Source organism: Candidatus Eisenbacteria bacterium (genome assembly GCA_035577985.1).
Taxonomy (GTDB): domain Bacteria; phylum Desulfobacterota; class Binatia; order DP-6; family DP-6; genus DATJZY01.
Map to the genome: position 1 here is coordinate 53,197 of DATJZY010000093.1, position 26,217 is coordinate 79,413.

At 69.9% G+C, this 26,217-nt stretch carries 26 protein-coding genes; 18 read left to right on the forward strand and 8 right to left on the reverse strand.

The window, feature by feature from the left end; genetic code table 11:
• The 5 genes from atpC (at position 1) to VMS22_13110 (ending at position 4,102) form a co-directional block, all read left to right on the forward strand.
• Positions 1–264: an ATP synthase F1 subunit epsilon gene (atpC, locus tag VMS22_13090; GenBank protein ID HXJ34960.1), complete on the forward strand. Its 264-nt coding sequence runs from the start codon at positions 1–3 to the stop codon at positions 262–264.
• A gap of 28 nt (positions 265–292) precedes the next feature.
• Positions 293–1,039 (forward strand): glucose 1-dehydrogenase, encoded by a 747-nt coding sequence (locus tag VMS22_13095; protein HXJ34961.1) that lies wholly within the window; start codon positions 293–295, stop codon positions 1,037–1,039.
• Between the two features lie 134 nt (positions 1,040–1,173).
• Positions 1,174–1,767 carry a TetR/AcrR family transcriptional regulator gene (locus VMS22_13100; GenBank protein ID HXJ34962.1) on the forward strand — a complete coding sequence of 198 codons (594 nt, stop codon included), beginning with the start codon at positions 1,174–1,176 and terminating at the stop codon, positions 1,765–1,767.
• Positions 1,764–2,855, forward strand: a complete 1,092-nt coding sequence (locus tag VMS22_13105; GenBank protein HXJ34963.1) for an acyl-CoA dehydrogenase family protein — start codon at positions 1,764–1,766, stop codon at positions 2,853–2,855. Before VMS22_13100 ends, VMS22_13105 begins: the two co-directional genes overlap by 4 nt.
• Before the next feature lie 17 nt (positions 2,856–2,872).
• A complete protein-coding gene (locus tag VMS22_13110; GenBank protein ID HXJ34964.1) occupies positions 2,873–4,102 on the forward strand; it encodes an acyl-CoA dehydrogenase family protein in 1,230 nt (409 codons plus the stop codon).
• Positions 4,103–4,166: 64 nt separating this feature from the next.
• Here the strand turns inward: VMS22_13110 and VMS22_13115 are convergent, their stop codons facing one another.
• Positions 4,167–4,757, reverse strand: a complete 591-nt coding sequence (locus VMS22_13115; protein HXJ34965.1) for a hypothetical protein — start codon at positions 4,755–4,757, stop codon at positions 4,167–4,169.
• A gap of 148 nt (positions 4,758–4,905) precedes the next feature.
• Between VMS22_13115 and VMS22_13120 the strand changes: the two genes are divergently transcribed.
• The 7 genes from VMS22_13120 to VMS22_13150 are packed head-to-tail and all read left to right on the forward strand — an operon-like array spanning position 4,906 to position 10,707.
• Positions 4,906–6,231 carry a hemolysin family protein gene (locus VMS22_13120; GenBank protein ID HXJ34966.1) on the forward strand — a complete coding sequence of 442 codons (1,326 nt, stop codon included), beginning with the start codon at positions 4,906–4,908 and terminating at the stop codon, positions 6,229–6,231.
• On the forward strand, positions 6,228–7,370 hold the full coding sequence (locus VMS22_13125) for an acyl-CoA dehydrogenase family protein (protein HXJ34967.1): 1,143 nt from the start codon (positions 6,228–6,230) through the stop codon (positions 7,368–7,370). The genes VMS22_13120 and VMS22_13125 overlap by 4 nt, the downstream gene beginning before the upstream one ends.
• 28 nt (positions 7,371–7,398) lie before the next feature.
• Positions 7,399–7,986: a TetR/AcrR family transcriptional regulator gene (locus VMS22_13130; protein ID HXJ34968.1), complete on the forward strand. Its 588-nt coding sequence runs from the start codon at positions 7,399–7,401 to the stop codon at positions 7,984–7,986.
• A complete protein-coding gene (locus VMS22_13135) occupies positions 7,983–8,681 on the forward strand; it encodes a TetR/AcrR family transcriptional regulator (protein HXJ34969.1) in 699 nt (232 codons plus the stop codon). Before VMS22_13130 ends, VMS22_13135 begins: the two co-directional genes overlap by 4 nt.
• 59 nt (positions 8,682–8,740) lie before the next feature.
• Positions 8,741–9,190 (forward strand): helix-turn-helix domain-containing protein, encoded by a 450-nt coding sequence (locus VMS22_13140; GenBank protein HXJ34970.1) that lies wholly within the window; start codon positions 8,741–8,743, stop codon positions 9,188–9,190.
• A gap of 48 nt (positions 9,191–9,238) precedes the next feature.
• Positions 9,239–10,297, forward strand: a complete 1,059-nt coding sequence (locus tag VMS22_13145) for a MaoC family dehydratase (GenBank protein ID HXJ34971.1) — start codon at positions 9,239–9,241, stop codon at positions 10,295–10,297.
• A gap of 5 nt (positions 10,298–10,302) precedes the next feature.
• The gene (locus tag VMS22_13150; GenBank protein HXJ34972.1) at positions 10,303–10,707 is read left to right on the forward strand and encodes an isoprenylcysteine carboxylmethyltransferase family protein; all 405 of its coding nucleotides are present in this window, start codon (positions 10,303–10,305) and stop codon (positions 10,705–10,707) included.
• A gap of 376 nt (positions 10,708–11,083) precedes the next feature.
• Here the strand turns inward: VMS22_13150 and VMS22_13155 are convergent, their stop codons facing one another.
• Positions 11,084–13,102 (reverse strand): tetratricopeptide repeat protein, encoded by a 2,019-nt coding sequence (locus VMS22_13155; protein ID HXJ34973.1) that lies wholly within the window; start codon positions 13,100–13,102, stop codon positions 11,084–11,086.
• A gap of 226 nt (positions 13,103–13,328) precedes the next feature.
• Between VMS22_13155 and VMS22_13160 the strand changes: the two genes are divergently transcribed.
• The 3 genes from VMS22_13160 to VMS22_13170 all read left to right on the forward strand — a co-directional run bounded on the left by VMS22_13160 (position 13,329) and on the right by VMS22_13170 (position 17,684).
• On the forward strand, positions 13,329–15,635 hold the full coding sequence (locus tag VMS22_13160) for a sulfatase-like hydrolase/transferase (protein HXJ34974.1): 2,307 nt from the start codon (positions 13,329–13,331) through the stop codon (positions 15,633–15,635).
• An 88-nt stretch (positions 15,636–15,723) separates the two neighbouring features.
• Positions 15,724–17,094, forward strand: a complete 1,371-nt coding sequence (locus VMS22_13165) for a glutamate--cysteine ligase (protein HXJ34975.1) — start codon at positions 15,724–15,726, stop codon at positions 17,092–17,094.
• Between the two features lie 305 nt (positions 17,095–17,399).
• A complete protein-coding gene (locus tag VMS22_13170; protein HXJ34976.1) occupies positions 17,400–17,684 on the forward strand; it encodes a hypothetical protein in 285 nt (94 codons plus the stop codon).
• A gap of 31 nt (positions 17,685–17,715) precedes the next feature.
• Here VMS22_13170 and VMS22_13175 read toward each other — a convergent pair whose 3' ends face one another.
• From VMS22_13175 to VMS22_13190, 4 genes are read right to left on the reverse strand one after another with little or no spacing between them, the layout of a single operon-like run.
• On the reverse strand, positions 17,716–18,108 hold the full coding sequence (locus tag VMS22_13175) for a secondary thiamine-phosphate synthase enzyme YjbQ (protein HXJ34977.1): 393 nt from the start codon (positions 18,106–18,108) through the stop codon (positions 17,716–17,718).
• Complete coding sequence (locus VMS22_13180) at positions 18,105–19,112, reverse strand: L,D-transpeptidase family protein (GenBank protein HXJ34978.1); 1,008 nt, start codon at positions 19,110–19,112, stop codon at positions 18,105–18,107. The genes VMS22_13175 and VMS22_13180 overlap by 4 nt, the downstream gene beginning before the upstream one ends.
• 36 nt (positions 19,113–19,148) lie before the next feature.
• Positions 19,149–20,459, reverse strand: coding sequence for an FAD-dependent oxidoreductase (locus VMS22_13185; GenBank protein ID HXJ34979.1), 1,311 nt, complete (start codon positions 20,457–20,459; stop codon positions 19,149–19,151).
• Positions 20,460–20,463: 4 nt separating this feature from the next.
• Positions 20,464–20,940 carry a hypothetical protein gene (locus VMS22_13190; protein ID HXJ34980.1) on the reverse strand — a complete coding sequence of 159 codons (477 nt, stop codon included), beginning with the start codon at positions 20,938–20,940 and terminating at the stop codon, positions 20,464–20,466.
• 68 nt (positions 20,941–21,008) lie between these two features.
• On the opposite strand from VMS22_13190, the gene VMS22_13195 reads away from it, so the two are divergent.
• Together VMS22_13195 and VMS22_13200 are read left to right on the forward strand one after the other, a co-directional pair.
• Entirely contained in the window at positions 21,009–21,797 is a 789-nt protein-coding gene (locus tag VMS22_13195; GenBank protein ID HXJ34981.1) for an SDR family oxidoreductase, read from the forward strand.
• Positions 21,794–22,594: an SDR family oxidoreductase gene (locus tag VMS22_13200; GenBank protein HXJ34982.1), complete on the forward strand. Its 801-nt coding sequence runs from the start codon at positions 21,794–21,796 to the stop codon at positions 22,592–22,594. The genes VMS22_13195 and VMS22_13200 overlap by 4 nt, the downstream gene beginning before the upstream one ends.
• Here VMS22_13200 and VMS22_13205 read toward each other — a convergent pair.
• Positions 22,573–23,496 (reverse strand): MltA domain-containing protein, encoded by a 924-nt coding sequence (locus VMS22_13205; protein HXJ34983.1) that lies wholly within the window; start codon positions 23,494–23,496, stop codon positions 22,573–22,575. The two genes, VMS22_13200 and VMS22_13205, sit on opposite strands and share 22 nt — an antisense overlap.
• Positions 23,497–23,561: 65 nt before the next feature.
• Complete coding sequence (locus tag VMS22_13210; GenBank protein HXJ34984.1) at positions 23,562–24,743, reverse strand: alanine--glyoxylate aminotransferase family protein; 1,182 nt, start codon at positions 24,741–24,743, stop codon at positions 23,562–23,564.
• A gap of 44 nt (positions 24,744–24,787) precedes the next feature.
• On the opposite strand from VMS22_13210, the gene VMS22_13215 reads away from it, so the two are divergent.
• On the forward strand, positions 24,788–26,215 hold the full coding sequence (locus tag VMS22_13215) for an FAD-linked oxidase C-terminal domain-containing protein (GenBank protein HXJ34985.1): 1,428 nt from the start codon (positions 24,788–24,790) through the stop codon (positions 26,213–26,215).
• The last annotated feature ends 2 nt before the right edge of the window (positions 26,216–26,217 follow it).

Below are 26,217 nucleotides of genomic sequence, written 5' to 3' on the forward strand. Positions count from 1 at the left end.
ATGGCGACCCGACTGCGCCTGCGCGTCTACAGCCCCGAGCGCCAGCTCGTGGACGCCGACGTCTCCGAGGTGACGGCTCCCGGAGCGTTCGGCGAGATCGGCGTCCTGCCCGATCACGCGGCGCTCGTGACCGCGCTCGAGCCCGGAACGCTCTCGTACAAGGACGGCGCGACCACGACCCGGCTCACGATCGGCGGCGGCTTTGCCGAGGTGCGCGACAACGTGATGACCGTGCTCGCCGACTCGGCGCAGGTGGAGGCGTAGCGGTTCGACGGCGAACCGCGGGCGTCGCATGGGCAGGCTCGATGGCAAGACCGCGCTGGTGACCGGCGGCGGCCGCGGCATCGGGCGCGGCATCGTGCTCGAGTTCGCCCGCGAAGGCGCCGACGTCGCGATCAACTACCGTCGGGACAAGGATGCCGCCGAGACGACCGTGCGCGACGTCCAGGGGCTCGGTCGCCGGGCGATCGCCGTGCGCGGCGACGTCAGCCAGTGGGACCAGGTGTCGGCGATGGTCGCGGAGGCGGTCGGCTTTCTCGGTGGGCTCGACATCGCGGTCGCGAACTCCGGTGTGGCGTCGAGGTTTCAGACCGTCGCAGACCTCGATCCGGGCGAGTGGAAGCGCGTGACGTCGACGGATCTCGACGGCGCGTTCTACACGGCCAAGGCCGTCATCCCTCACGTCGTCGCGCGCAAGGGCGTGGTGCTCTTCATATCCTCGGTCGGGGCCGACATGGCAGCCGCTCGCGGCGCGCCCTATCACTCGTCCAAAGCGGCCGTGAACGCGCTCGCGCGCGTCCTCGCCAAGGAGGTCGCCTCCGCCGGCGTACGGGTCAACTGCATCGCGCCGGGTCTCGTGCGCTCCGACATGGGAAACAAGCTGATCGGATTCTTCGGCGAGGGGCTCGTCCAGACGATCCCGCTCGGCCGCGCCGGCGAGCCCGTCGACATCGGACGGGCGGCCGTCTTCCTCGCCTCCGATGACGGTGGATGGATCACGGGCAAGATCCTCCGCGTCGACGGCGGCGCCTGCATGTAGGGGCTTGCGGGGTGGTGCAGCGACCTGATTTCCCCGTTGACAGGGCGCGTCACCGAAGATACTGAACGTTTAGTATGTCGCCCGTCGGCCGGCCCAGGCGAGCGGAGCGCGCCGAACCCTCGCGCAAGCACTTGATGGCGGCAGCCATCGATTGCTTCGCCCGCCTCGGCTACCAGGGCACCTCGATCGACCGCATCGCCCGCCACGCGGGCGTGACCAAAGGCGCGCTCTACTACCACTTCCGGGACAAGGAAGAGCTCCTCTTCGAGGCCGTGAGCGACCGCGTCGGCGGCTTCGAGCAGCACGTGCTCGCCGAGGTCGGGCCGTCGATCGACACGATCGGCGCGCTCCGCCGGGTCATCGACGCCTGCTTCTTTCACGCCACGGTTTCGAACCACCGGCGCTTCATCATCACCCTCATGGTCGAGGCGCTCGACACGAATCCGCAGCTCTCGGCCAAGTTCCAGCGCATCCTGCGGCGCATGCGCGCCTTCCTCGCCGAGGTCGTGCGGCGCGGTCAGGAGGCCGGGACGGTTCGAGCCGAGCTCGACGCCGAGCAAACGGCGGCGCTCGTCGCCGGCGCGATCATGGGAGCCGAGATTCAACACTACCAGGATCCCGCCGAGGTCGATCTCCGCAGGGTCCTGGACACGCTGGTCGTGCAGCTCGCCGACTGGCTGACGCCGCGATCCAGGGCGGTCGCGACGACGGGAGGCTACGAAGCATGATCAACTTTCAGCCGTCGGAGGAGCAGGAGCTCCTGCGCAAGACGCTCGCCTCCTTTGCGCGCGAGGTCGTGCGGCCGAATGCGCGCGAGGCCGACGAGAAGGAGCACGTCCCGGCGCCCGTCGTCGACAAGGGCTGGGAGCTCGGGCTCGTCCAGGACGCGATCCCCGAGGGCCTGGGCGGCTACGGCAGCCCCCGCTCGGCGATCGGGGGTACGTTCATCCTGGAGGAGCTCGGCTACGGGAGCCTCGGCGTCGCGCTCCACCTCGTGACACCCCGTCTGTTCACGATCCCGCTGCTGGTGGCCGGTACCGACGAGCAGCGCGCCAAGTGGCTTCCGAAGTTCGCCGGAACGAGCTTCGCGGTCGGGACCGCCGCCTTCACGGAGCCCCGCTGGGACTTCGACCCGACCACCCTCGCCACCAGGGCCGAGCGCAGCGGCGCCGACTGGGTCCTCACCGGTGAGAAGTGCTTCGTCCCGCTCGCCGACAAAGCCGAGGCGATCCTCGTCTACGCGACCGCGCCGGACGGCCTCGCCGCGTTCGTCGTCGAACCTGGAGCGAACGGGCTCACCGTCGGCGAGCGCGAGAAGAACATGGGGATCAAGGCCCTCGACACCTTCGGCCTGACGCTTGCGGGGGTGCGCGTCCCCGCCGCCAGCCGGCTCGGCGGCGACGGAGCGAAGCTACAGGCGCTGGTCGACGCGCAGCACGTGGCCAGCGCCGCGGCGGCGGTGGGCGTCGGACGGGCCGCGTTCGACTATGCGCGCGACTATGCCAAGGAGCGCACGGCGTTCGGCGTGCCGATCGCGACCAAGCAGGCGATCGCGTTCATGCTCTCGAACATGGCGATCGAGATCGACGCCATGCGCCTGCTCGCCTGGGAAGCGGCGTGGCGGCTCGACCAGAGCCTCCCCGCCACACGGGAAGCGTACCTGGCCAAGCAGTACGCCGCCGACGCCGTGCTGAAGATCGCCGACAACGCCCTCCAGGTGCTGGGCGGCCACGGATACATCCGCGACCATCTGGTCGAGCTGTTCCTGCGCGACGCGCGCAGCTTCGGCACGATCGATGGCGTCGCCATCGTCTGACGAGAGGAGCTGGGACCATGATCGACTTCGAGCTGTCCGAAACCGTCAAGGGCATGCAGACCATGATCCACATGCTCGCCGAGCAGGCGATGCGCCCGATCTCCCGCGAGTACGACGAGCGGGAGCACGAGAAGCCGTGGGACTTCCTCAACACGATGTGGAACGTCTCGCGCGGCGCCAGCATGACCGGCGAGGGCGGCGAAAAGACCGAGAAGAAGGAGCGTCGCGGGCCGTCCGAGCAGAACCTCAACATGTGCGTGACCGTCGAGGAGCTGTGCTGGGGCGACTGTGGCCTCTACCTCTCGATCCCGAACTCGGGTCTGGGCGGTGCCGCCGTCGCCGCGGCGGGCACGCCGGAGCAGAAGGAGCGCTTCCTCGCCCGCTTCCGGGAGGGCGAGCCCAAGTGGGGCGCCATGGCGATCACCGAGCCGCACTGCGGATCGGACAGCTCGGCCATCCAGACGACGGCGGTGAAGGACGGCGACCACTGGGTGCTCAACGGAACGAAGATCTTCTGTACGAGCGGCCTCATGGCGGCCGAGAAGTCGAAGGGCTTCGTGGTCGTATGGGCCACGCTCGACAGGTCGGCGGGCCGCGCGGGCATCCGGGCCTTCGTCGTCGATGCCGGCACGCCGGGCATGTACGTGACCAAGGTCGAGCACAAGCTCGGCATCCGGGCCTCGGACACCGCGACGATCGTGTTCGAGGACTGCCGCATCCCGCTCGACAACATCCTGGGCAGCCCCGAGGTGCCGAAGACGAGCCAGGGCTTCAAGGGCGCCATGGCGACCTTCGACGCCACCCGTCCCCTCGTCGCCGCGAGCGCCATCGGCGTCGCGCGGGCCGCGCTCGACCTCGTGAAGCAGACCCTGGCGGAGCACGGCGTCGAGCTGCGCTACGGACTGCCGCCGCACAAGCTGACGGCGCTCGAGCGCGACGTGATGGAGATGGAGGCGCAGGTGCAGGCTGCGCGCCTCCTCGTCTGGCGCGCGGCGTGGATGCTCGACAACGGACTTCGCAACAACCTCGAGGCCTCGATGTCGAAGGCCAAAGCGGGCCTCGTCGTCACCTGGGTGACCCAGAAGGCGGTCGAGCTCCTGGGCCCCCTCGGCTACTCCCGCCAGCAGCTCCTCGAGAAGTGGATGCGCGACGCCAAGATCAGCGACATCTACGAGGGCACGCAGCAAGTGAACCAGCTCATCATCGCCCGTCGCATCCTCGGCTACAGCTCCGAGCAGCTCCGCTAGGACGGACGTCGATGCTGCTGGGGGCGGGCGCCACCCGGGCGCCCACCCCCAGCGCACTACGCGGCTAGTTGGTCTTCGTCTTCTTGTGCGTGGTACGGGCCGCCATCTTCGCGACGACGGCCTCGGTGCGGTCCGCGGCGCTCTCCGCCTTCACGGCGGCGGCGTCGATGCGATCGGCGGCGTTCTCGGCCCGAGCTGCGGCGCACTCGGCCCGCTGGGACGCGGAGCCGCTGCACGTCGTCTCGGCCACGGCCGTCGGTGTGGTCGTGGTCGCGGAAGCGACCTGCTCGCCGGCGATCATCTGATGCGTGCGCAGCGCGTTGATGTCCGCGTTGGTCAGCACGCGCTGATAGCGCAACAGGTGCACCTGGGGGCTACCCAGGATCCGCGCCCGCGCGAAGCTCACCTCCTTGCGCTGCTCGAAGTAGTAGAGCGTGACCTCGTGATCGTCCCACGGTGGCTCGTCCGAGATCGGACGCACGATCGCCACGTCCGGCATGCCGTTGTACTTGATGTACCGGGCGAGCGCCCTGTTCTCCTCTACCTGAGCCTGGAGCTCGGAGCGTCCGAGATCCTGCTCGTGGCTCGCGCGCGCTACGCCCGCAAGCGCCGCCAGCGCGACCGCCACCGTCCACACCACCATCCGTCGCCGCATGTCTTCCTCCTCCACGGGGCGCGCCTCGCGCCCATCCGCTCCGAGCATAGCGGGCGGCGGCGCGAGTGTCATGCAGGGCCCCTCCGGCCTTGCTTCGGCCGCTGGCCATCCTCTAGCATGCCGCCCCGGACGGGGTTCCCGGCCACGGATGTTGCCTGACCCTTTGCTGATTGCGGTTGCCGTTGGGCTGGTCCTCCTGAACGCCTTCTTCACCGCGGCGGAGCTGTCCATGGCCCGGGTCCGCAACACCCGCATGGAGGAGCTCACCCAGGAGGGGGACTGGCGGGCCCAGGCCGTCCGGGGTCACCAGGACCGCCTGCAGTACTTCCTGTCGGCGACCCAGCTCGGCATCACCCTCGCGAGCCTCGGCCTCGGCTGGGTCGGCGAGCCGGCCTTCGCCCACCTGCTGGCGCCGACGTTCGTCACCCTGGGGATCACGTCGGACGTGGTGGTACACAACGCGGCTGCGGCTGTCGCCTTCCTCTTCATCACCTTCCTGCACATCGTCGTCGGCGAGCTCGTCCCGAAGGCCTACGCGATCCGGGCGACCGAGAAGGTCGCCTTGTGGACGGCGCTTCCCATGCGCGGCTTCCAGGTCGCCGTGAAGCCGGCGCTATGGTTCCTCGACCAGACGGCCTCCCGCATCCTGCGATGGCTGCACGTCGACATCCGCAGCACGACCGACGCGCACTCCGAGGAGGAACTGCGCATGCTGCTCGCCGAGTCGCACCGCGTCGGGACGCTGTCGGGCGAGAAGCGCGAGCTGCTCGAGAACATCATCGACTACACCGAACGCACCGCCCGGCACGCCATGATCCCGCGCGGCGACGTCGTCTACCTCTCGCTGGCGCGTCCCCTCGAGGACAACGTGAAGATCATCGCGCAGACCACGCACACGCGCTTTCCTCTCGCGACGATCGACATCGATCACGTCGCGGGCATGATCCACGTGAAGGATCTCTTCCTGCGCCGCGACCAGCTGAAGAGCTCCGAGGACCTCGTCGACATCAAGCGCGAGATCCTGTTCGTGCCGGAGTCGCGCCCGCTCGACGCGCTCCTGCGCGAGTTCCAGCAGAACCGCACGCACATGGCGATCGTGGTCGACGAATACGGCGGGACGGCCGGCATGATCACGCTCGAGGACGTGATCGAAGAGATCGTGGGAGAGATCCAGGACGAATTCGACCGCGAGTCGCCCAAGGTCGTCGAGACTCCCGACGGGCTCGTCTTCGACGGCCTCTCGCTCGTCGACGACGTGTGGGAGAAGCTCGGCATCGAGGTCGAGGGCACCCACGAGGTGAGCACCCTCGGGGGATTCGTCACCGAGCAGCTCGGACGCATCCCGCGGCTGGGCGATCGCACCGCGGTCGACGGCTACGAGCTGCGCGTGCTGGAGATGAAGGGCCGCCGTGTGAGCAAGGTGCTGGCGGCCCGGCGTGGCGAGCCGAAACCGGCGGAGGTTCCATCCGGATGATGCGTTTCGATCTGTCGCCCGAGCAGCAGCAGCTGAAGGAGACCGCCAGGCGCTTCGCGGCCGAGGAGATCATTCCGGTCGCCGCGCAGCACGACGAGGAGCAGAAGTTCCCGGCCGAGATCGTGAAGAAGGCGTGGTCGCTCGGCCTCATGAACTTCGAGGTGCCGGTCGAGCACGGCGGCCCGGGGCTCGGCGTGCTCGACACCTGTCTCGTGCTCGAAGAGCTCAACTACGGGTGCGCGGGCATCACGAACGCCATCGCCGCGAACGGGCTCGCCGCGATCCCGGTGGGCGAGGCGGGCACCGACGCGCAGAAGAAGCGCTACCTGGGTCAGCTCGCCTCCGAGCCGGCGCTCGCCGCCTTCTGCATCACCGAGCCGGGTGCCGGATCGGACGCCGCCGGCATCTCGACGACGTACCGCAAGATCGGCGACGAGTACGTTCTCAACGGGACCAAGCACTTCATCTCGAACGGCACCGTCGCGAGCTGGTACGTCGTGTTCGCCACCCAGGACCGCAAGCTGCGACACCAGGGCATCTCGGCCTTCGTCTTCCCGGCGGATCTTCCGGGCATCACGAAGCACCGCATGAAGAACAAGCTCGGACAGCGGGCCGCGGACACCGGAGAGATCGCATTCGAGGAAGTCCGGGTCCCGAAGGACGCGCTCCTCGGTCGCGAGGGGGAGGGCTTCAAGCTCGCGATGCGCACGTTCGATCGCAGCCGGCCCGAGATCGGCGCCATCTGCATCGGCGTCTCTCAGCGCGCCCTCGACGAGTGCACGCGCTACGCCAAGGAGCGACAGCAGTTCGGCCAGGCGATCGCCCAGTTCCAGGCGGTGCAGTTCATGCTCGCCGACATGGCGGTCGAGATCGAGGCGATGCGGCTGCTCACCTACAAGGCGGCGTGGATGCTGGACCAGGGTGCGCAGGCGTCGATCGTGTCGAGCTACGCGAAGGCGTTCGGCGCCGATCACGCGATGCGCATCACGACCGACGCCGTGCAGATCTTCGGCGGCTACGGCTACATGAAGGAGTATCCCGTCGAAAAGCTCATGCGTGACGCGAAGCTGCTGCAGATCTACGAAGGGACGAGCCAGGTGCAACGGATCGTGATCGCTCGGAACCTGCTCAAGAACTGAATTCGGCGACACGCCAGGGGTTGGCTCGATGAAGGTACGGGGAGAGACGACGCGCCGGGCGGTTCTGCGCGCCGCGGAAGCCGTCTTCGCGGAACGAGGCTACGCGGGTGCCCGCATGGACGAGGTCGCGGAGCGGGTCGGGATCCGGCGGGCCTCCATGGTGTACTACTTTCGCGACAAGAAGAGCCTGTACGAGGCCCTGCTCGACGATCTCTTCAATGACCTGCCCGCCCGCTACCGGGCGGCCCTCGATGCCGGGGGGCCGCTGAAGGACCGGGTACTCGGCTGCATCGACGTCTGGTCCGCGCAGGTGATCGACCGGCCCGGGTTGCTCCGGATCTCCCTGTGGGAGCTCGCCCGGGCAGGGCGCTCGAGAGCCGTGCCCCTCGCCTCGCGGATCGCCCCGATCGTGAAGCTTCTCGCCGACGCGGTGCGGATGGGTCAACGCGAGGGGGTGTTCCGGAGCGTCGACCCGGTCCGCTACGTCATGAGCGTCGCCGGGGCGACCGCGTTCCTCACCCTCGGCATGACCCTCACTGGGGCTCCCGAGCTCGATTCCGAGGCGCTCGGCACAGAGCTGCGTGGTCTCACCCGTCTCATTCTTTTTGTGGATTGACAGTCTGCCTGCACGCAGGTAGAGCCCGGACGCTGTCGGCTCTAGCGACATCACGCCGGCCCAAGGGGCACACTCGTCGCGCCGCGATCATCGTAGCCGCCGAGCAGATCTTCGCCGAGCAGGGCTACGACCGGGCGCGGCTCGAGGACGTGGCGCAACGGGTCGGCGTGCGTCGCGCGTCGCTCGTCTACTACTTCAAGGACAAGGCGGAGCTCTACGCCACCGTCCTCGACCATCTGCTGCACGAACTCTTCGCGCGCTACCAGCGCGTCCTCGTCGGCGGTGGGCCGATCGAGCAACGGATCGAGGGGCTGGTCGACGTCTGGGTCGACTTCGTCCACCATCGTCCCGCCCTGCTGCGGATTCTTCTCCGCGAGATGGCCGACGGGGTGAGCGAGCACTCGCGGCCGGTCGCCGACAGCACGCTCCCGCCGACGCTGGCGGTCATCAAGGCCATCAGCGAGGGGCACGAGACGGCGGCGCTCCGCACGATCAATCCGCTCCATCTCATCATGACGCTCGCCGGGACGAGCGCGTTCCTTCTCTTGGGGCAGACGATCGTCGCCCCGCTCGCCGCACGTGAGTATTGGACCGACGTGACGCCCGAACAGCACCACGACATCCTCCTGACGATCATGCGCCGCCTCCTGGGTACCCGTGGACCCCGCTCGGTCTCCGAGACGAAACACCGGTAGGTTCGAAGGAAGGGAGTTCGACGATGGAAGCACAAGGGCAAACCGACTGGCGTGATTGGATGCGGGGACTCGGCCGTCAAGCGCGTCGGGTGCGTGAGTTTCTCGGGCTTTCGCAGGAGCAGCTGGCGCGACTCGCCGGCGTGAGCCAGGGTGCCGTGAGCCGCCTGGAAGCGGGACGCGGGCTGGCGACTCCGCTGCTCGTCGTCGTCAAGCTGCACATCGCGATGCACAAGGCGATTTCCGCCTACGATCCGGAAGTGCTGTCGCCGGAGGCGCGGCGCTTCCTGGTGGAGAACGAGCAGCAGTTCCCCACGGGCCCCGAGAACGGCTTCCCGGCGTATCCCGTCGCGAAGGATCAGGGCATCGAGGAGCTGGTCCGCCTGTACCGCGGCCTGCCGGAGCGCCAGCGCGAGAAGATGCTGAGCGTCGTCCGCGCGACCGCGTCGGCGCTGGCGCCGGCCGATGCCGAAGGCGGCTCGGGAAGCCTCGGCGAGCGACGCGCCGGCTGACGCGACGCGTTTGCCCGGCCCGCGGCGACTCGGTAAGGGTCGCCGTCTATGGCCACGATCCGCAAGCAGCACGGGCACTATCTCGAAGATTTCCGGCCCGGCGAGTTGCTCCGTCACAAGGGTGGCAAGACGATCACCGAGGGCGTCTTCGCCCTCTTCACCGACTTCTCCTTCACCCCGAATCCCCTCTCGAAGAACGTCCGCTACGCCCAGGCCTACGGCTATCGCGGGCTCGTCCTGCCGCCGGGGCTGGTCATGGGCGTCGTGTTCAGCCAGAGCGTCGAGGACATCTCCGAGAACGCGCGCGCGAATCTCGAGTACATCGACATGCGGTTCGGCGCGCCCGTGTGCGTCGGCGACACGCTAGAGGCCGAGACGCTCATCCTCTCGGTCAAACCGTCGAGCAAGAACCCCGATCTGGGCGTCGTGCACGTGCAGACGACGGGACGCAACCAGGACGGTGACGTGGTGCTGACGTTTCAGCGCAAGGTACAGGTCTGGAAGCGCGATCCCAAGGCCGCCGTGGACGACCGCGAGGTGGCGCCGCGCGACGTCGCGTGCGTCTTCACCGCGCCCGCGTACGACCGCAAGCGCGCCTATCGCGACCTCGCGCACTTCAGCAGCCCGGATACGTACTTCGAGGACTTCAAGCCGGGCGACGTCTACGAGCACGTGCGCGGCCGCGTGATCACCACCGATCACATCATGCTGACCGGGATCCTCGACAACACCTCCCAGGTGCACTGCAACCAGTGGATGGTCGACCAGGATCCGGAGCGTTTCGTCGGCGGGAAGCTGATCGTGTTCGGAGGCATTCCGTTCCAGCTCTGCCTCGGCCTCTCGTCCGCCGACGTCGCCGACAACTCGCCGGGCGACCTGCGCTACGCGACCGGGCGGCACACGGCCCCGAGCTTCGCGGGCGATACGCTGTTCGCGAGCACCGAGATTCGCGCCGTACGCGATCTTCCCGGACGCGAGGACCTGGGCGCCCTGGACACGATCCTGCGCGGGCACAAGTTCGCCAAGAAGGGCGATGCGATCGAGAAGATCGAGATCTTCCACCTCGAGCGCGAGATCGCCGTGAAGCGTCGAAGCCACTACGCCTGAGTCGCGTGGTGCCGACGACGCTGCGCTGGCTGGGGGCTCTGCTGGTCGTCCTCGGCGCAGCGCTCGTCGTCCGCAGCGGGCTGCTCCTGTCGGGGCGAGGGCGTCCGCGACGCGGTCCACAACCCGCGTTCGTCGTCGCCGGACCCTACCGCCGCGTGCGCAACCCGCTCTTCGGCGGGATCGTGATCGCGATCCTGGGCACGGCCGCCTGGGCGGCATCCGGTGCGATCGCTCTCGTGGCGATCGCGGCCGCCGCCGCGGCGCACGCGTGGATCGTGCTCGTCGAGGAGCCCGCGCTCACGCGGCGCTTCGGGGCCGCGTACGAAGCGTACCTGCGCCGGGTTCCGCGCTGGTGGCCGTCGCGCTCCGCGTCCGACGACGACGAGGACGCCGCACGAGACGTCCGCTGATGGGCCGGGGCGGAGCCGACTCGCGTCGGCATCCGCCGCCCGGCCTCCCCTTCTCTCTCCTCAGCCGTCCTTCCGCCCCGCCGCCCCTCAACCATCCCTGCAAGCGCGACCCCCGCGCTGCGCCACAACCACCGGGGGGACGACGAGAGCAGCATCCGTGCCGGCGCGCGCGGCAGGATTTCGTCGACCGTGGGCGGCGCTCCTGCGTCTCGGGGACCGGCGCGCAACCCGGCGACGTTGCGACGGTCCTCCGCACGCTATGCGCTCCGGCACGCGCGCTGGCACGGCGGGCTCCGGCGCGACGGCGACGGCAGGCGAGATACGCGCCGGCGTGATGCGAGCGTCGCAAGCGCGACTGCGCGTACGAACCTGAACGTCACCGGCGCTCGAGGAGCTCCCGGAGATCGGGGTTCTCGGCGAGCGCGGGGTCGAGACGCGCCGCCTCGAGCACCCAGCGCTCTAGCCGCTCCTTGTCGTTCACCTGCCGCGCCAGGTCGACGAGCGCCAGGACGGCCTCGCGGTGCGTGTCCTCCTGGGCCGCCGCGCGCTCGAGCTCGTCGAGCGCCTTGGTGGTGTCGCCGGCCTTGGCATAGGCGAGCGCAAGGTTGTAGCGAGCGCGCGGGAAATCCGGATCCTCCGCGACGCAGCGCGCGAGTGCCTGCGCGGCGTCGTTCCAACGTCCCTGTTGGGCGCGCAGGAGTCCCAGCGCGAAGGCCGAGTCGGGCACGGGATCGTTCGCCAGCACCGCCTCGAACTCGGCCGCTGCCTCGTCGATCCGTCCCATGCGGGCGAGCAGCATGCCGAGGTTGTGGCGGGTCCGATACGACTTCGGCCACAGGCGCAGCGCCGCCCGATACTCCGCCAACGCATCGTCGAGGTCGCCGTGCGCGGCGTCGTCGATGGCGAGGTTGTAGTGGGCCTCGGGCGTGTCCGCGAGGCGCATCTGCCCGCTCCGCCATTCGGCCGTGGCGCGCGCGAGCGCCGCCGCGACGTCGGGTGGGAGCTCGCTCGCCGTCAGGTCGCGCAACGCGAACGCGACGTGCTGGCGGACGATCCGCACGGGATCGCCCAAATGCGCGAGCAGTGCCGCGCGCGGCTCGGGCGCGAGATGGGATCGCTGGCCGAAGGACCATGCAGCACCGGCCCGGACGAGCGCCTCGTCGTCGCCGAGCGCGGTCGTGAGCGCCTCGGTGACGCCGCTCGCGGTCGGGAAGCGCGCCAGCAGCCTCGCCGCCGATGCGCGATGGACGGCGTCCAGCTCGCCACCCACGAGCGCGATGAGACCGGGAACGCTCGCAGGGTCGCCGGCGCGCGCGCTCGCGATGGTGGCCGCGACCTCGCGCCGGAGGGCGCGCTTGCGACCGTCCGGATACCATTCGCGCATCCGCTCCGCCGCCCATGCGGCATCGCGATCGGTGTGGCATCGGTTGCACGCGTTCGGCACGCCGAGCGCGATCGTCGCCTCGGGATCCGGACGAGCGAACGCATGGTCGTGTCGCGGATCGCGCTGCATGTAGACCGTGGTCGGCATGTGGCAGCCCCGGCAGTCGGCGCCGGGAGACGTGCTCGGATGGTGCGTGTGCGCCTCGCTGTCGTACCTGGGCTCGTGACACGTGCGACAGAGTGTGTTGCCCGGCTCGCGCGTGCCGTTCCCGTGCGGATCGTGGCAGTTCCAGCAGCGGATGCCCTCGCGGAACATCTTGCTCATGTGGAACGACACGCCCTCGTACAGCTCGTCCTTGATCTGCCCGTCGGGGTAGTACGCGTCGGTGTCCAGCAGCTCGGGCTCGAACGCGTCGAGGAACTCGTCCCCCGGCGTGAAATCGGCGCGCTCGACGCGGCGGGTGTGGCACGCCTCGCATGCCGCGAGGAATCGATCCGGATTCACTCCGGCCCATGGATCGGCGCGACCCTCACGTCGCGCGGAGGCGTGCGCCTCGCCCGGACCATGGCACGCCTCGCAGCCGACGCCCATCTCGCTCCATCGGCTGGCGTAGGTGTCGGTCGCGGGCAGGTAGCCCTTCTCGAAGCTCGTCGTGTGGCAGTAGAGGCACTGCGCGTTCGCGTTCATGCCGCGATTGGTCCAGTGCCCCCAATCGCCGGGGACACGCTGCTCGCCGGCGAAGAGATCGAACCACTCGCGACGCACGACGTCGAAAGCGCGCGGGAGTGCCTGCAGTCGTCCCGGGCGAATCGTTCCGACCGGTTGCTCGACGTGCTTGCGGCCGAGAACGTAGGAGATCGGAACGTCCTCCGCGTTGCCGAGGCTCGCAGCAGTCAGCTCAAGCTGACTGCCACGGCGCACGAGTGGTCCGTCGGCGGTGACCGGCGCCAGGATCGACGCATCGGCACCGAACATCGCGAGATGATGGTTCGACGCCTCCCAGGTTCGCACGACATCGGCATGGCACGCCGCACACGACGCGGACCCGACGTAGCCTTTTGCGTCGGCGGGTCGGCCCGATTGCTCCGACGAGCCGCACGCGCCTAGCAGCGTTGCAAGAATCAGAACGACCTTCGGGCCGACGGACCACCTCCACACGCGCACGCGTGCGAGTCTATCGGCTCGATGCCGAAAAAACACTTGACACTCCGGACGTTGGACGAATACCACTTTTCCCATGGCTCCGTGTGCCCGCCGCCTCTGGGCGGCGCTCGCCCTGTTCGCCGTCATGGGGCCGCTCGCGGCACCCGCCGACGCAAAAGCTCCGGTCGTGTGGGCGCGCAAACGCCTCTCGCCCTTCTGCGAGCCGCCGTACCTCTTCTACTCGAGTCAGCACGTCGCGGGACGCCCGCCGTGCTGCGCCACGATCGAAGGCGTGTGCGCCGGTGGCGCCGCGTGTCCGGTGAACGGGCAGTGTGCGGACGGCAAGGCTTGCGTTCCGGGGCCGGTCACCGATCGCCCGAACATCATCTTCTTCATCTCCGACGACCAGGGGTACTGCCACTACGGCAACGCGGGTGAGTGTCGCAGCGCGCAGACGGGCACGCCCGTTCCGACGCCGAAGACACCGACCGTCGACATCCTCGAAGCGCACGGCACGGTGTTCCCGATCGCCCACAACACCGCGTCCTGGTGCTTCCCATCGCTCGCCACGATTCTCACCGGTCGCTATCAACGCAGCTTCCACGGGCAGAACAAGATCAACGAGGCCACGTTCTCGACCGTTCCCAGCGCGCTGCGCGGGCTCACGGGCGCCGTGGGAACGGTGAACGACCCGTTCAACACGGGCAACAAGATCGGCGGCTACTGCACGCTGCTCGCCGGCAAGTTCACCGGATCGCTCGACGAAACGTCCTTCGACGCGGTCGCGAAGACCGGCGGACGCTCGCTCGGCCGCAACGAGTGCGTCGCCGGGGCACCGGGACAGCCGCCGGCGTGCGGCACCAGCATCGCGTCGCCCTACTCTCCGTTCGTCGTCGGACGCCAGACGGACGTGTTCAACTTCCTCGACATGCTGACCTACGAGCAGCCGGGCGCACCGGGGCAGTTCTCGATGCAGCACTTCTACATGTGGTACGCGCCGCGCGTTCCGCATCAGCCCCTGCGCTCGCCGCAGCCGGTGATCGACTATCTGTTCGGCGGCCTCGGCAGCTTCCCGCGCGGCGGCGTCATGAACCTCGGCCAGTGGTGCACCGGCCAGACCTGCGCGCCGGTCGTCTCGGCGTTCAACGAGACGAACTTCGGCACCGTCCATCAGTTCTTCGGGAACATCTGGTGGGCCGACGACAACGTCCGCGAGCTGCGCAAGTTCCTCGCCATGGAAACGGCGCCGCATTGCTTCGCGTCGAACCGGCGCAGCCGCTTCGACATCGCGACGCAGTCGCAGTGCGAGACCCTTGGCGGAACGTGGGGCGGCATCGCGCCCGATCTCACCCGCAACACGATCTTCATGTACTTCTCCGACAACGGCTGGCACCTGCCGAGCTCGAAGCACGCGTTCACGGAGAACGGCCACCGCACGCGCCTCATCGTGTTCGATCCACGCGACTTGCCGACCATCCCGTCGTGGGATCCCGCCCAGGAGACGCCGCAGCCGCCCGCCTACGTCAGCCCAGCGCTCGCCCACACGGTGGATCTGCTCCCAACCGCCCTCGGCTTCGCCCTCGGGACGCCGGGCGGCAACGCGTGTCCGGTCGGTCCGGACGGCTTCGCCTGCGACGGTCACGACCTACGGCCGTATTTCGGCGATGCACCCGGCGGACCCGGGGCACCGGAGAGCCTGCGACACTCGCTCTGCGGCCACCAGACCAAGAGGACGACGGTGCCGACGCGCAACCGCTATCTGCTGACGCGGCCGGGCGCCGTCGGCCGCTGCACCAAGGCGACGAACGCGGCGTGCACGACGTCGGCCGAATGCCAGCCGGGCGAGTTCTGCCTGGGCGGCCAGTGCGCCCCCAATGTCGGCGAAGTCGCGTGCTCGACGTTCACGCCGTGCCCCGCCGGAGCGGCGTGCCTGGGCGGCGTCTGCCGGATGGGCCCCGCCTGCATCGACGACAACGACTGCGCCGGGCTCGTGGGCGCGGGGTACGTGTGCGCGGGCAAGTCCGAGAAGTGGTGTCGCAACGCCCCCAACGTGCAGTGCGGGACGAGCGACGACTGTCCGGTGTGTCCATCGGTCAACGGCAATCCGGTGCCCTGCAAGCGCCTGTGCGAGGCCCGGATGCTCAAGACGTACATCAGCCCGGGTGCCGTCGCGTCCGCTCAGCTGACGGACCTGTTCATCGACCCGGACGAAACGGACCTCCACGCCGGCAATCCGACGTCGCTCATCACGCAGATCTCGAGCATGACGGGTCCGTACGCCGGTGCGATCCGGAAGATGAACTGCTGCATCGACGATTGGTGGCCCGACGTCGTCGCGGAATCGGGCACGCTCTGCACGACCGGCTATTCGTGCCCGGCCGACCTCGTCTGCGACCACTAGCCGGGTCCGACGCGCGGCGTTAGCCGGCCGTCCGAGCGCGGGCCGCTGTCTTGCTACGGCGTCGGCCCGCGGCTACCGTCCGCGCCGCATGACGGATTTCCGCGCGAGCGGGCACGCGGTGCTGATCGAGGACACCCGTCAGCTCGTCGAGGAGTTCCACCGGGCCGCCAAGCCGCGCGCGCGCTGGATGGTCGGCACCGAGTACGAGAAGGTCGCCGTCGACGCGAAGACCGGACGCGCGGTGCCGTTCACGGGCCCCCGCGGCATCGAACGTCTCCTCACGCTGCTCGCCGAGCGGTTCGGCTGGGAGCCGCGAGAGGAGAGCGGCGCCGTCATCGCCCTCGCGCGCGAAGGGCAGTCGATCACGCTCGAGCCGGGTGGACAGATCGAGCTCGCCGGCCGTCCCTGCGCAGATCTGCACGCCACGCGGGAGGAGGTCGACACGCACGTCCGCGAGCTGGTGGCGGTCGGCCGGGAGCTGGGCATCTCGTTCCTCGGCCTCGGCTGCCATCCGCTCAGCACGCTCGACGAGATCGCGTGGGTGCCGAAGCAGCGCTACCGCATCATGCGCGAGTACATGACGCGCGTCGGCAAGCTCGGCCACCGCATGATGAAGCAGACCGCGACCGTGCAGGCCAACATCGACTTCTCCGACGAGCGCGACGCCATGCGAAAGCTCCGCGTCGGCATGGGCATCGCGCCGATCGTGAACGCAATCTTCGCGAACTCGCCCCTGGTCGACGGGGACCTCTCGGGTCACCTGAGCTTCCGCGGACACGTGTGGACCGACACCGATCGCACCCGCTGCGGCCTCCTTCCGTTCGCGTTCCGCGACGACGCCGGCTTCCACGACTACGTCGACTGGGCCCTCGACGTCCCGTTGTACTTCATCCTGCGCGACGGACGCTACGTGACCGACGTCACGGGGATTCCCTTCCGCCGGTTCCTGTCGGAGGGCTTCGGCGGCGCCCGCGCCACCCTCGACGACTGGAACCTGCACCTGACGACCCTGTTCCCCGAGGTCCGCCTGAAGGGCTTCATCGAGTTTCGTTCCGCCGACAGCCAGCCGCCCGGCCGGGTGGTCGCGCTGCCGGCCCTGGTGAAAGGGGTTTTCTACGATGCCGACTGCCAGGAGGCCGGCCTCGACGTCGTGAAGCGGTGGTCGGTCGATCAGGTGCGCGAGCTCTACGACGACGTGACCCGAGGGGCCCTGGCGGCCCGTATGAAGGGCGTGCGTGTCGTCGAGCTCGCCCGAGAGCTCCTGGAGATCGCCGCCGAGGGGCTCCGGCGTCAGCAGGCCCGCAACGAGGCCGGGCAGGACGAGCGGATCTACCTCGAGCCCGTGATCGAGCAGGTGGCGGGCGGCCGCACCCTGGCCGACGACCTCAGCCGCCAGTGGAGCGGCCCCTGGGAGCGGGCCGTGGAGCCGCTGCTCACCGCGACGGCTATCGGCATTTGAGCCGTAACCCTATTGCAATCCGTTCGGCCACGCGATAAGGGCGTCTAATTTGACGGCACAAGGTTTTTCATCCGAGTGGCCGTTCAGTAACGACGACCCGTCGTGGTAAGGCTCTGGGCGTTCGATCGCCTCGGGCGATCGTTCTCCGCCGAGCGGAGGAGGGGTAGATGGTTGCGAAGGGGAAGCGGGGCTTTTCGGGCGGGCACGACAGGTTGGCGACGTTGTTCGAACCAGACGTTCTTCTACCGGCACAATTTTTTGCGGCATTCAGGCGGGCGGGGGGTCTCGAGCGTGAGCGTCTTCTGATGCTCGCCGTCCTCGAGGACGCCATCGACTGCTACCAGAAGTTCGCGCACGCGCGGGATCCCAGGGGCGTGCAGATGTTCCAGGAAGCGCAGGAGTGGGTCTCTTCGAGCGATCGGAGCTGGCTCTTCTCCTTCGAGAACATCTGCGACACGCTCGAGATCAACGCGGACTACGTCCGGCGGGGTCTCCGCGAGTGGCGTGAGCGGGGCGGGCTGCCTCGACGGGCCAAGGTCGCAGAGCTCGCTGCGGCCGGGTCGGCCGAGCTGCAGGAAGTCAGCGCCTGATCTCGCGCCGTGCCCCGACGGGGCCGGCAAGTCAGCGCAGAGTGATCAGCACGCGACGATCGCGTGGGCCGTCGAGTTCCGCCAGCATGATCGCCTGCCAGGTCCCCAGACAGAGCTTCCCCTTGCGGAAGGGGATCGTCTCGCCGGGGCCGAGGATCGCCGCCTGGATGTGCGAGGCCGCGTTGCCGTCCACCCGGTCGTGGCGCCAGATCCCGGCCGGAATCAGGCGGTCGAGGGCGTCGAGCAGGTCGACGCACACGTTGGGGTCGTCGTTCTCGTTCACGACGATCGCCGCCGTCGCGTGCGCCACGTAGACCTGGCAGAGACCCTCCTCGAGCCGGCTCTGCGCCACGACCTCGGCCACCTGTGGGGTGAGGTCGACGAGCTCCCGCTTGGCCCCGGTCCGGACGTGCAGCTCGGTCATTGCGAGTCGTACGACGCTATCGACGCCCCCTCGACACCGGGCGAGATCTGGAACGGGATCCCGCCCGCGTTGAGGAGCCCGTCCAGGAGCAGCTCCTTGTCGATCTCGCCGCCGAAGCCGTGGCTGTCGATCAGGCCCATCGCCTCGCGGAAGATCGCCGGGTTGTGCCCATAGATGTCCTCGTGCGCCTCGGCGAAAACGACGTCGCCGCGGCGCCCGATCTTGATCGTCTGATACGTGAACTCGCCGGGGGTGCCGATCGGGACCGTAGGGAAGAGCCGCTCGATGTCCTCGGGATAGAGCCGCACGCAACCGTGGCTCACCTGCATGCCGACGCCCCACGGGATGTTCGTGCCGTGGATGCGGTACATCGGTAGGGTCAGCTCGAGACGGTACTTCCCCAATGGGTTGTCCGGATCGCCGCCGGGGATGAAGGTGCGCGGGTCGTCGCGCTCCTCGATGTGCTCCTTGCGGATGGACTCGGGGATGTTCCACTGCGGGTTGACGGTCTTCCCGTTCACCCGGAAACTTCCGGTCGGCGTTCGCCAGTCGTCGCGACCGAGACCGACCGGGTAGGTATAGACGGTGGTGGTCCCCGGCTGGCTGCCGCGCTTGTAGTAGAACAGGCGCATCTCGGGGATGTTCACGATGATCCCCGAATAGCTGCAGCATGGGAGCACCCACTCCGTCGGCAGGAGGACGACTGCGCCGATCGGTGGCACCCAGGGATCGAGACCCGGATTCGCCTCGACGATCTCGTTGTAGCCGAGGCTGTAGAGGCGGGCGAGGTCCATCAAGGTGTCGCCCCTCTTCACGCGGTACATCTTCGTCTCGCCGATGACGGTGATCGGACCGCCGTTCACCGGCGTCGGGATGGTGTAGACGGCGTTCGGCTTGGCGAAGAAATCCTCTTCCGTGTACGCCGCGGCGTGCGCGACGACCGCGCCCGCGACCACGCACACCGCGACGACGCACCCCCGCACCACCGTCCGGGCCCGCTTCATCGCGCCACCGTAGCGACGAGCTGGATGCGACTCAAATCAAAGCGGGACGCCGAGGCGCTCGAGCTGGGCGCGGACGGCGCCGACGTCGACGTCGGCGACGCGCTGGGCGCGCGGCAGCGCCTCCGCGACGGCGAGGGCGGCGCCCTGACCTTCGGCCATGCACGGCCCGATGACGCGCACCGAGGCGAACGCCTCGCGCGTCGCCGACACGCAGCGGCCGACCACGAGCAGGTTGCCTACGCCGGTCGGCAGGAGCGTGCGGTAGGGCAGCGTGTACCACAGGCCGTCGTCGAGCATGCGCCATTCCGTGCGCCCATCATCCACGTGAAGCTCGATCGGCCACGCCGCCCGGCCGATCCCGTCCGCGAACTTCCGTCCCCCGAGGACGTCGTTCTCCGTGAGTGCGTACGCGCCGCGAATCCGTCGCGTCTCGCGAATGCCGAGGCGGGGCGCCGTGTCGGACAGGAAGGCATCGGCGAAGCCGGGCATGTGCCGGCGGAGGAAGTCGGCGCAGTGCTCCGCCTGCTCGCGGCCGAGCATCTCGCCCAGCGTGAGGTCGGCGTCGTCGGCGCCGTCGACGGGCCGGCCGTCGATCGCGACGCGGCTCATGGCGACGAGCACCTCGCCCGGACGGCCGGTGGGAATGACGTTCCCCGAGCGTCGCGGCAAGTCGTCGCTCGCGTAGTGCTGCTCGAGGAGGTCGTTCAGCTCGAAGAGAGCCGGGATCGCGCGATCGAGGTCGACGTGCTGCATGTAGAACATCATCGACGGGAACTGCAGGCGCTCGCTCCGCTCGCAAGGTGCACCCGCCGCGCGCGCGAGCGCGGCGTCGCCGCTCGCGTCGACGAAATACGCGGCGCGCATCGCGACCGTACCGGCGCGCGTCGACACCGTGATCGCCTCGATCGTCCCGTCACGCGCGACGGCGCCGGTGAGGCGCGCGTAGAGGCGCACGCGCAGGTTCGGCTCGGCGCGCACGAGGTGGTCGTAGAGCACTTTCACGCCCCACGGCACGTACGGCACCGCCGCCGTCGTCTTGAAGGGCACGGGGCCGTAGCACCGTCCCGCGGCGGCGAGACGATCCATGACGTCGGCGGCGAAGCCACCGACGAGCCGCTCGAGATCGCCTCCCGTCGTTCGGTAGTAGAAGCCGCAGAACGTCCCGACGCAGCCGCCGGTCGACATGCCGCCCAGAAACGGCGATTCCTCGACGAGCACGGTCCGCAGCCCCGCGCGCGCCGCCGTCACCGCGGCCGCCATGCCGGCCGATCCCCCGCCGACGACGACGAGGTCCGCGTCCTCGACGACCGGGCATTCGCTGGCCGGCACGAGGATGCGATCGGGCACGGCGTCAGCCCTCGGACGGCGAGGTCGCGCGAACGCGCTCGGCGACAGCGGGCACCGACTTCAGCAGCATGTCGTAGTGCGCGACGCGCGGCCCGGTCGCCTTGGCGGCGGCCTCGCGATAGGCCCCGAGCGCGCTGTCGAGGTCGGCTTCCTTGCCGGCGACGATCTGCTCCTTCTCGTCGAGGCACGCGTTCACGCGCTCGGCAAGGCTCTCGAGCGTCTTCTCGGTCTCCTCGCCGCCGAGCTTCGCGGAGAGCATCTCGGCCCACACGTGCGAGAACGCGTACGTCGCGGCGACGGGTAGCCGGAGCCCGCCCGAGAGGCGATAGAGACGCTCGGCGAGCGCCGGCGCGCTCGTGAGGCCCTTGCGTGACTGGAACGCTCCGATCGCCGCCAGCTTGTCGCGCAGGCGCTCGACGCCGTAGTGCTCGGTGAGGGCGGTGATGCACTCGGTGAACTCGGCGCTCGTGAGGCTGGCCATGAGGGCCCCGTTGTTGGCCCGAGTAGCGCGGCCTGTCAACGGTCGCGGGGACGTGCTAACCGGCGCGCATGGCACAGGAGATCGCGCTCGTCACCGGCGCGTCGAGCGGCATCGGCGAAGCGCTGGCCCGCCGCATCGCTCGCGACGGCCGGCCCGTCGGCCTGGTCGCCCGGCGCAAGGATCGCCTCGAGGCCCTGGCCGGCGAGATCCGCGCGCAGCACAAGGTCGACGCGCACGTCTTCGCGAGCGACCTCACGCGCCCGTCGGCCGTCCGCGAGCTCGCGGTCGAGGTCGAAGCACGCGGCCTCGTCGTCGACTGGCTCGTGAACAACGCCGGCTTCGGCACGTTCGGGAAGTTCCACGAGCTGCCGGTCGCGCGCGAGCTCGAGGAGATCCGCCTCAACGTCGAGGCGCTGGTCGAGCTGACGGGCCGGTTCACGCCCGGTATGGTGAAACGGGGGCGCGGACTCGTCATGAACGTGTCGTCGGTCGGGGGATTCGTCCCGAGCCCGCAGATGGCGACGTACACGGCGACGAAGGCATTCGTCCTCTCCTTCTCGGAGGCGATCGGCGCCGAGCTCGAAGGCACGGGCGTCCCCGTCCTGTGCGTGTGCCCCGGCTTCACGCGCACGGAGTTCCAGAGCCACGTCGACGTCGACACCGGGGCGGTGCCCGCCATGGCGTGGCAGAGCGCGGACCAGGTCGCCGACGAGGCGGTGCGCGCCGCAGGCCGCGGCGGCGTGCTCGTGAACGGACTCATGAACCGCGCGCTCGCGGCGGCCCTCAAGTTCGTGCCCCGCTCGCTCGCGATCCGCAGCGCCACGATGTTGCTCAAGCCGCGGGAGGGCTCGGTATGAGCACGCCGGTCGCCGTGGTCACGGGCGCATCGAGCGGCATCGGCGAAGCGCTCGCCCGCCGCATCGCGCGCGAGCGCCGCAACCTCGTGCTCGTGGCGCGTCGCGCCGATCGCCTGGAAGCCCTCGCGCGCGAGCTGTCGGGCGCGCACGGCATCCAGGCCGTCGCGATTCCGGTCGATCTCGTGGGAGCGGACGGACCGCCGGCGCTCGTCGCCGAGCTCGATCGGCGCGACCTCGAGGTCGAGTGGCTGGTGAACAACGCGGGCATCGGGACGGCGGGGCGGTTCGACCGCCTGCCGGTCGAGCGCGAGCTCGACCAGATCAAGCTCAACGTCGAGGCGCCGGTCGCGCTCACCGGGCTCCTGCTTCCCGGCATGGTGCAGCGGCGGCGCGGCGCCGTCGTCAACGTCGCGTCGGTCGCCGGTTTCGGACCGATGGGCTACACCGCGACGTACGGCGCGACGAAGGCGTTCCTGCTCGCGTTCTCGGAAGCCATCGCCGTCGAGCTCGATGGGACGGGCGTCCACGTCCTGTGCGTATGTCCGGGCTTCACGCGCACCGAGTTCCAGGAAAAGGCGCACGTCGACACGAGCATGGTGCCGGGCTTCGCCTGGATGAGCGCGGAGGCGGTCGCCGACGAGACCGTGCGCGCCGTCGGCCGGCAGACCGTACTGGTGAACGGGATGCTGAACCGTTTGATGGCGGCCGGCATCCGTCTCGCGCCGCGCCGCCTCGTCGCGCGTACGATGGTGCGTTCGAACGAGCGCATGGCGGCTCAGAGCGGCACCAGCACGTAGAACGTTCCCCGCTCCTTCTGGCGTCCCGCGAACTGCTCGGCCTCCAGGCCCGAGCCGGCGAAGAGATCCGCGTGGGCGCCGCGGATGGCCGCGCCGGTGTCCTGGGCGACGACGAAGCGGCGGATCGTGGGCGTGACGAGGTAGCCGATCGCGCCGGCGGGGATGACGTCGACGTCGGTCGCAACCGAGCGACCCGGCGTCAGCTCGACGCCGAGGCTCCCCGTCGGTCCGCGCGACGCGTCCGTCATGGTGAAGAACACGTAGCGCGGGTTCTCGGCCATGAGCGCGCGTTGCTCGGTGTGCGAGAGCCCCGCGAACAGGCGGCGCACCGCGAACATCGACGCCTCGTCCTTCGGCAGCAGGCCGCGCCGGATGAGCTCCTGCGCGAGGCTCTTGTAGGGCCGGCCGTTCGTGCCGGCGAAGCGGAGTCCCGCCACGTGGCCGTCGGGAAAGCGCGCCCGCCCAGACCCCTGGACGTGCAGCGAGAAGAGCTCCAGCGGATCGTCGGTCCACGCCAGCTCGAGCCCGCGCCCGTCGAGCGCGCCGGACTCGATCTCGACGCGCGACGCGTACGGGTTCGTCAAATCCGGCGGTCGCCGGTAGATCGGGAAGCGATAGATGCCGCCCGGGGTTTCGCTGACGGCGATCTCCGGCTCGTAGTACGACGTGAGCAGCAGCGGATCGCGGACGCGCATCACCCGGAAGGACGCCCCGACCACGCGCCGGCGCTCGTCGGGATCGCGCGTCGCGGCGAGCCAGTCCACGAGCTGCTGCGCGGCGGCCGCCGTGCCGGCGCGCCCGGCGCGTTCGTAGACGGGGAGCGTGCGATCGACGGCCGCGCGCAGCGAATCCAGGTCCATGTCGTCGACGAGCGGCGGAAGCTGGCGCGCGCTCGTCGGCACGAGCGGCGACGGCCGCCACCACGGCGCGGCACACCCGGAGAGCGCGACGACGGCCGCGATCGAGGCTAGACGGCGTACGCGGCTTGTGCGGCGCCGACCGCCGCCCCCGGCACGACCGCTCGTCCCTGCGCGCGCAGCGCGTCCTCCAGGGCCGCCAGCACCGCCAGCACCGACGTTCGCCGGCTCGACTCCCCCATCAACCCGATCCGCCACACCTTCCCCTTCATGGGCCCGAGCCCGCCTCCGATTTCGATCCCCTGCTCCGCGAGGAGCCGCGCGCGCACCTTCGCCTCGTCGACGCCGTCCGGCACCGTGACCGCGTTCAGCATCGGCAGCCGATGCCCCTCTTCGGCCGCGAGCGCCAGCCCGAGCGGCGCGAGCCCGGCCGCGAGCGCGGCGTGATTCTTCGCGTGCCGTGCGAAGCGCGCCGGCAGCCCTTCCTCGACGACTATGCGCAGCGCCTCGCGCAGCGCATAGTTCATCGTGATGGGCGCCGTGTGGTGGTACACGCGCTCCTCTCCCCAGTACTGCGCGAGCAGCGACAGATCGAGATACCAGCTCTGCACCTTCGTCTTGCGCGTGCCGAGTGCCTGGGCGGCGCGCGGACCGAACGTGACCGGCGACAACCCCGGCGGGCACGAGAGGCATTTCTGGGTCCCGCTGTACGCGGCGTCGATGCCCCAGGCGTCGATCTCGACCGGCGCGCCGCCGAGCGAGGTCACGCAGTCGGCCAGCATGAGCGCGCCGTGGTCGTGCGCGAGCTTCGCGATCTCGGGCAGCGGCTGCCAGGCGCCGGTCGACGTCTCGGCGTGCACGACGGCGACGAGCTTCGGCTTCTTCGTGTCGCGCAATGCGGCCAGGATCTGCTCGGGACGGACGACCTTGCCCCACGGCGCCTCGACCCGGCGCACGAGCGCACCGGCGCGCTCGGCCACCTCCGCCATGCGCGTGCCGAAGACGCCGTTCACGCCCACCACGAACTCGTCGCCGGGCTCGAGGAGGTTCACGAGACAGGCCTCCATGCCGGCGCTGCCCGTCCCGGAGATCGGGATCGTGAGCGGGTTCGTGGTCGCGAACACGACACGCAGGAGCTGCTTCACCTCCTCCATCATGTGGACGAAGGCGGGATCCAGGTGGCCCAGGAGCGGCGCCGACATCGCGCGCAGCACGCGCGGATGCACCTGCGACGGTCCGGGGCCGAGAAGCAGACGCTCCGGCGGATTGAACTCGCCCACCTGCGCGGTCACGCGCGGGTTGTACACGAGCGGGGCACGCCGCTACAAACCGCGCGATGCTGCGGCCCGATCTCGCGGCGCGCCTGCGCGCGCTCGTCGGCGACGACGGCGTCGTCGATCATCCGGACACGCTGCGCGTCTACGACTGCGACGGCTATACGCTCGAGCGCGCCGCGCCCGAGCTGGTCGTCCTGCCGCGGACGCCGGGCGACGTGGCCGCCGTGGTGCGCCTGCTCGCGTCCGAGGGCGTTCCGTTCGTGCCGCGCGGCGCCGGCACCGGGCTCTCGGGCGGCACGCTGCCGGTCGGCGCACCGGTCATGATCTGCACGAGCCGCCTGCAGGCGATCGAAGCGATCGATCGGCGCAACCGCCGCATCGTCGTCCAGGCCGGCGTCGTGAACCAGTGGGTCACGAACGCCGTCCGCGCCGACGGGCTGCACTACGCGCCCGATCCATCGAGCCAGCCGGCGTGCACGATCGGCGGCAACGTGGCCGAGAACTCGGGCGGGCCGCACACGCTCAAGTACGGCGTCACGACGAACCACGTGCTCGGCGTCGAGCTGGTGCTGCCGTCGGGCGACGTCGTCCAGCTCGGCGGCACGGTCGAGGATCGTCCGGGATACGACCTCACCGGTCTCACGGTCGGATCGGAGGGAACGTTCGGCATCGTCACGCGCGCGACGCTGCGACTCGTGCGGACGCCCGAGGGCTACCGGACGCTCCTCGCCGTCTTCGACTCCGTCGAGGCCGCGAGCGAGGCCGTCTCCGGCATCATCGCGGCCGGCATCGTGCCCGCGGCGCTTGAGATGATGGACCGGCTCATCATCGGGGCGGTCGAGGCGGCGTACGGCATCGGCCTCCCGACCGACGCCGGTGCCGTGCTCCTGGCCGAGATCGACGGCCCCGCCGCCGGCCTCGACGATCAGCTCGCGCGCATCGAGGCCGTGTGCCGGGCGCACGGCGCGCGCGAGCTCCGCATCGCGCGCGACGACGCCGAGCGTGCCGCGCTGTGGAAGGCCCGCAAGCGCGCCTTCGGGGCGGTCGGCCGGCTCGCGCCGAACTACTGCACCCAGGACGGCGTCGTGCCGCGCACGCGCGTGCCGGACATCCTGCGTGCGATCCAGGCGGCTGCCGCGAAGCATCGGCTGCGCGTCGGCAACGTCTTCCACGCAGGTGACGGCAACATCCATCCGATCCTGCTGTTCGACGAGCGCGATCGCGACGAGGTGGCGCGCGTGCTCGCGGCGGGCCGCGAGATCCTCGAGGCCTGCGTGGCGCTCGGTGGCAGCCTCACCGGCGAGCACGGCATCGGCGTCGAGAAGTGCGCGCAGATGCCGCTCCTGTTCGGCCCCGACGACCTCCTCGCGATGACGGCGCTGCGCGCGGTCTTCGATCCGGAGCAGCGCGCGAACCCGCACAAGATCTTCCCGGACGCGAAGGTGTGCGTCGAAACACGCACGCCCCGCCGGCAGGCGCCGCTGTGACC

Excerpts from the sequence above, each read along its gene's own strand:
- VMS22_13215 (HXJ34985.1), top strand. The coding sequence starts at position 24,788 with ATGCTGCGGCCCGATCTCGCGGCGCGCCTGCGCGCGCTCGTCGGCGAC.
- VMS22_13125 (HXJ34967.1), top strand. The coding sequence starts at position 6,228 with ATGATGCGTTTCGATCTGTCGCCCGAGCAGCAGCAGCTGAAGGAGACC.
- VMS22_13110 (HXJ34964.1), top strand. The coding sequence starts at position 2,873 with ATGATCGACTTCGAGCTGTCCGAAACCGTCAAGGGCATGCAGACCATG.
- VMS22_13130 (HXJ34968.1), top strand. The coding sequence starts at position 7,399 with ATGAAGGTACGGGGAGAGACGACGCGCCGGGCGGTTCTGCGCGCCGCG.
- VMS22_13140 (HXJ34970.1), top strand. The coding sequence starts at position 8,741 with ATGCGGGGACTCGGCCGTCAAGCGCGTCGGGTGCGTGAGTTTCTCGGG.
- VMS22_13175 (HXJ34977.1), bottom strand. The coding sequence starts at position 18,108 with ATGACCGAGCTGCACGTCCGGACCGGGGCCAAGCGGGAGCTCGTCGAC.
- VMS22_13180 (HXJ34978.1), bottom strand. The coding sequence starts at position 19,112 with ATGAAGCGGGCCCGGACGGTGGTGCGGGGGTGCGTCGTCGCGGTGTGC.
- VMS22_13105 (HXJ34963.1), top strand. The coding sequence starts at position 1,764 with ATGATCAACTTTCAGCCGTCGGAGGAGCAGGAGCTCCTGCGCAAGACG.
- VMS22_13115 (HXJ34965.1), bottom strand. The coding sequence starts at position 4,757 with ATGCGGCGACGGATGGTGGTGTGGACGGTGGCGGTCGCGCTGGCGGCG.
- VMS22_13165 (HXJ34975.1), top strand. The coding sequence starts at position 15,724 with ATGACGGATTTCCGCGCGAGCGGGCACGCGGTGCTGATCGAGGACACC.
- VMS22_13170 (HXJ34976.1), top strand. The coding sequence starts at position 17,400 with ATGCTCGCCGTCCTCGAGGACGCCATCGACTGCTACCAGAAGTTCGCG.
- VMS22_13145 (HXJ34971.1), top strand. The coding sequence starts at position 9,239 with ATGGCCACGATCCGCAAGCAGCACGGGCACTATCTCGAAGATTTCCGG.
- VMS22_13190 (HXJ34980.1), bottom strand. The coding sequence starts at position 20,940 with ATGGCCAGCCTCACGAGCGCCGAGTTCACCGAGTGCATCACCGCCCTC.
- atpC (HXJ34960.1), top strand. The coding sequence starts at position 1 with ATGGCGACCCGACTGCGCCTGCGCGTCTACAGCCCCGAGCGCCAGCTC.
- VMS22_13160 (HXJ34974.1), top strand. The coding sequence starts at position 13,329 with ATGGCTCCGTGTGCCCGCCGCCTCTGGGCGGCGCTCGCCCTGTTCGCC.
- VMS22_13195 (HXJ34981.1), top strand. The coding sequence starts at position 21,009 with ATGGCACAGGAGATCGCGCTCGTCACCGGCGCGTCGAGCGGCATCGGC.
- VMS22_13095 (HXJ34961.1), top strand. The coding sequence starts at position 293 with ATGGGCAGGCTCGATGGCAAGACCGCGCTGGTGACCGGCGGCGGCCGC.
- VMS22_13120 (HXJ34966.1), top strand. The coding sequence starts at position 4,906 with ATGTTGCCTGACCCTTTGCTGATTGCGGTTGCCGTTGGGCTGGTCCTC.
- VMS22_13200 (HXJ34982.1), top strand. The coding sequence starts at position 21,794 with ATGAGCACGCCGGTCGCCGTGGTCACGGGCGCATCGAGCGGCATCGGC.
- VMS22_13100 (HXJ34962.1), top strand. The coding sequence starts at position 1,174 with ATGGCGGCAGCCATCGATTGCTTCGCCCGCCTCGGCTACCAGGGCACC.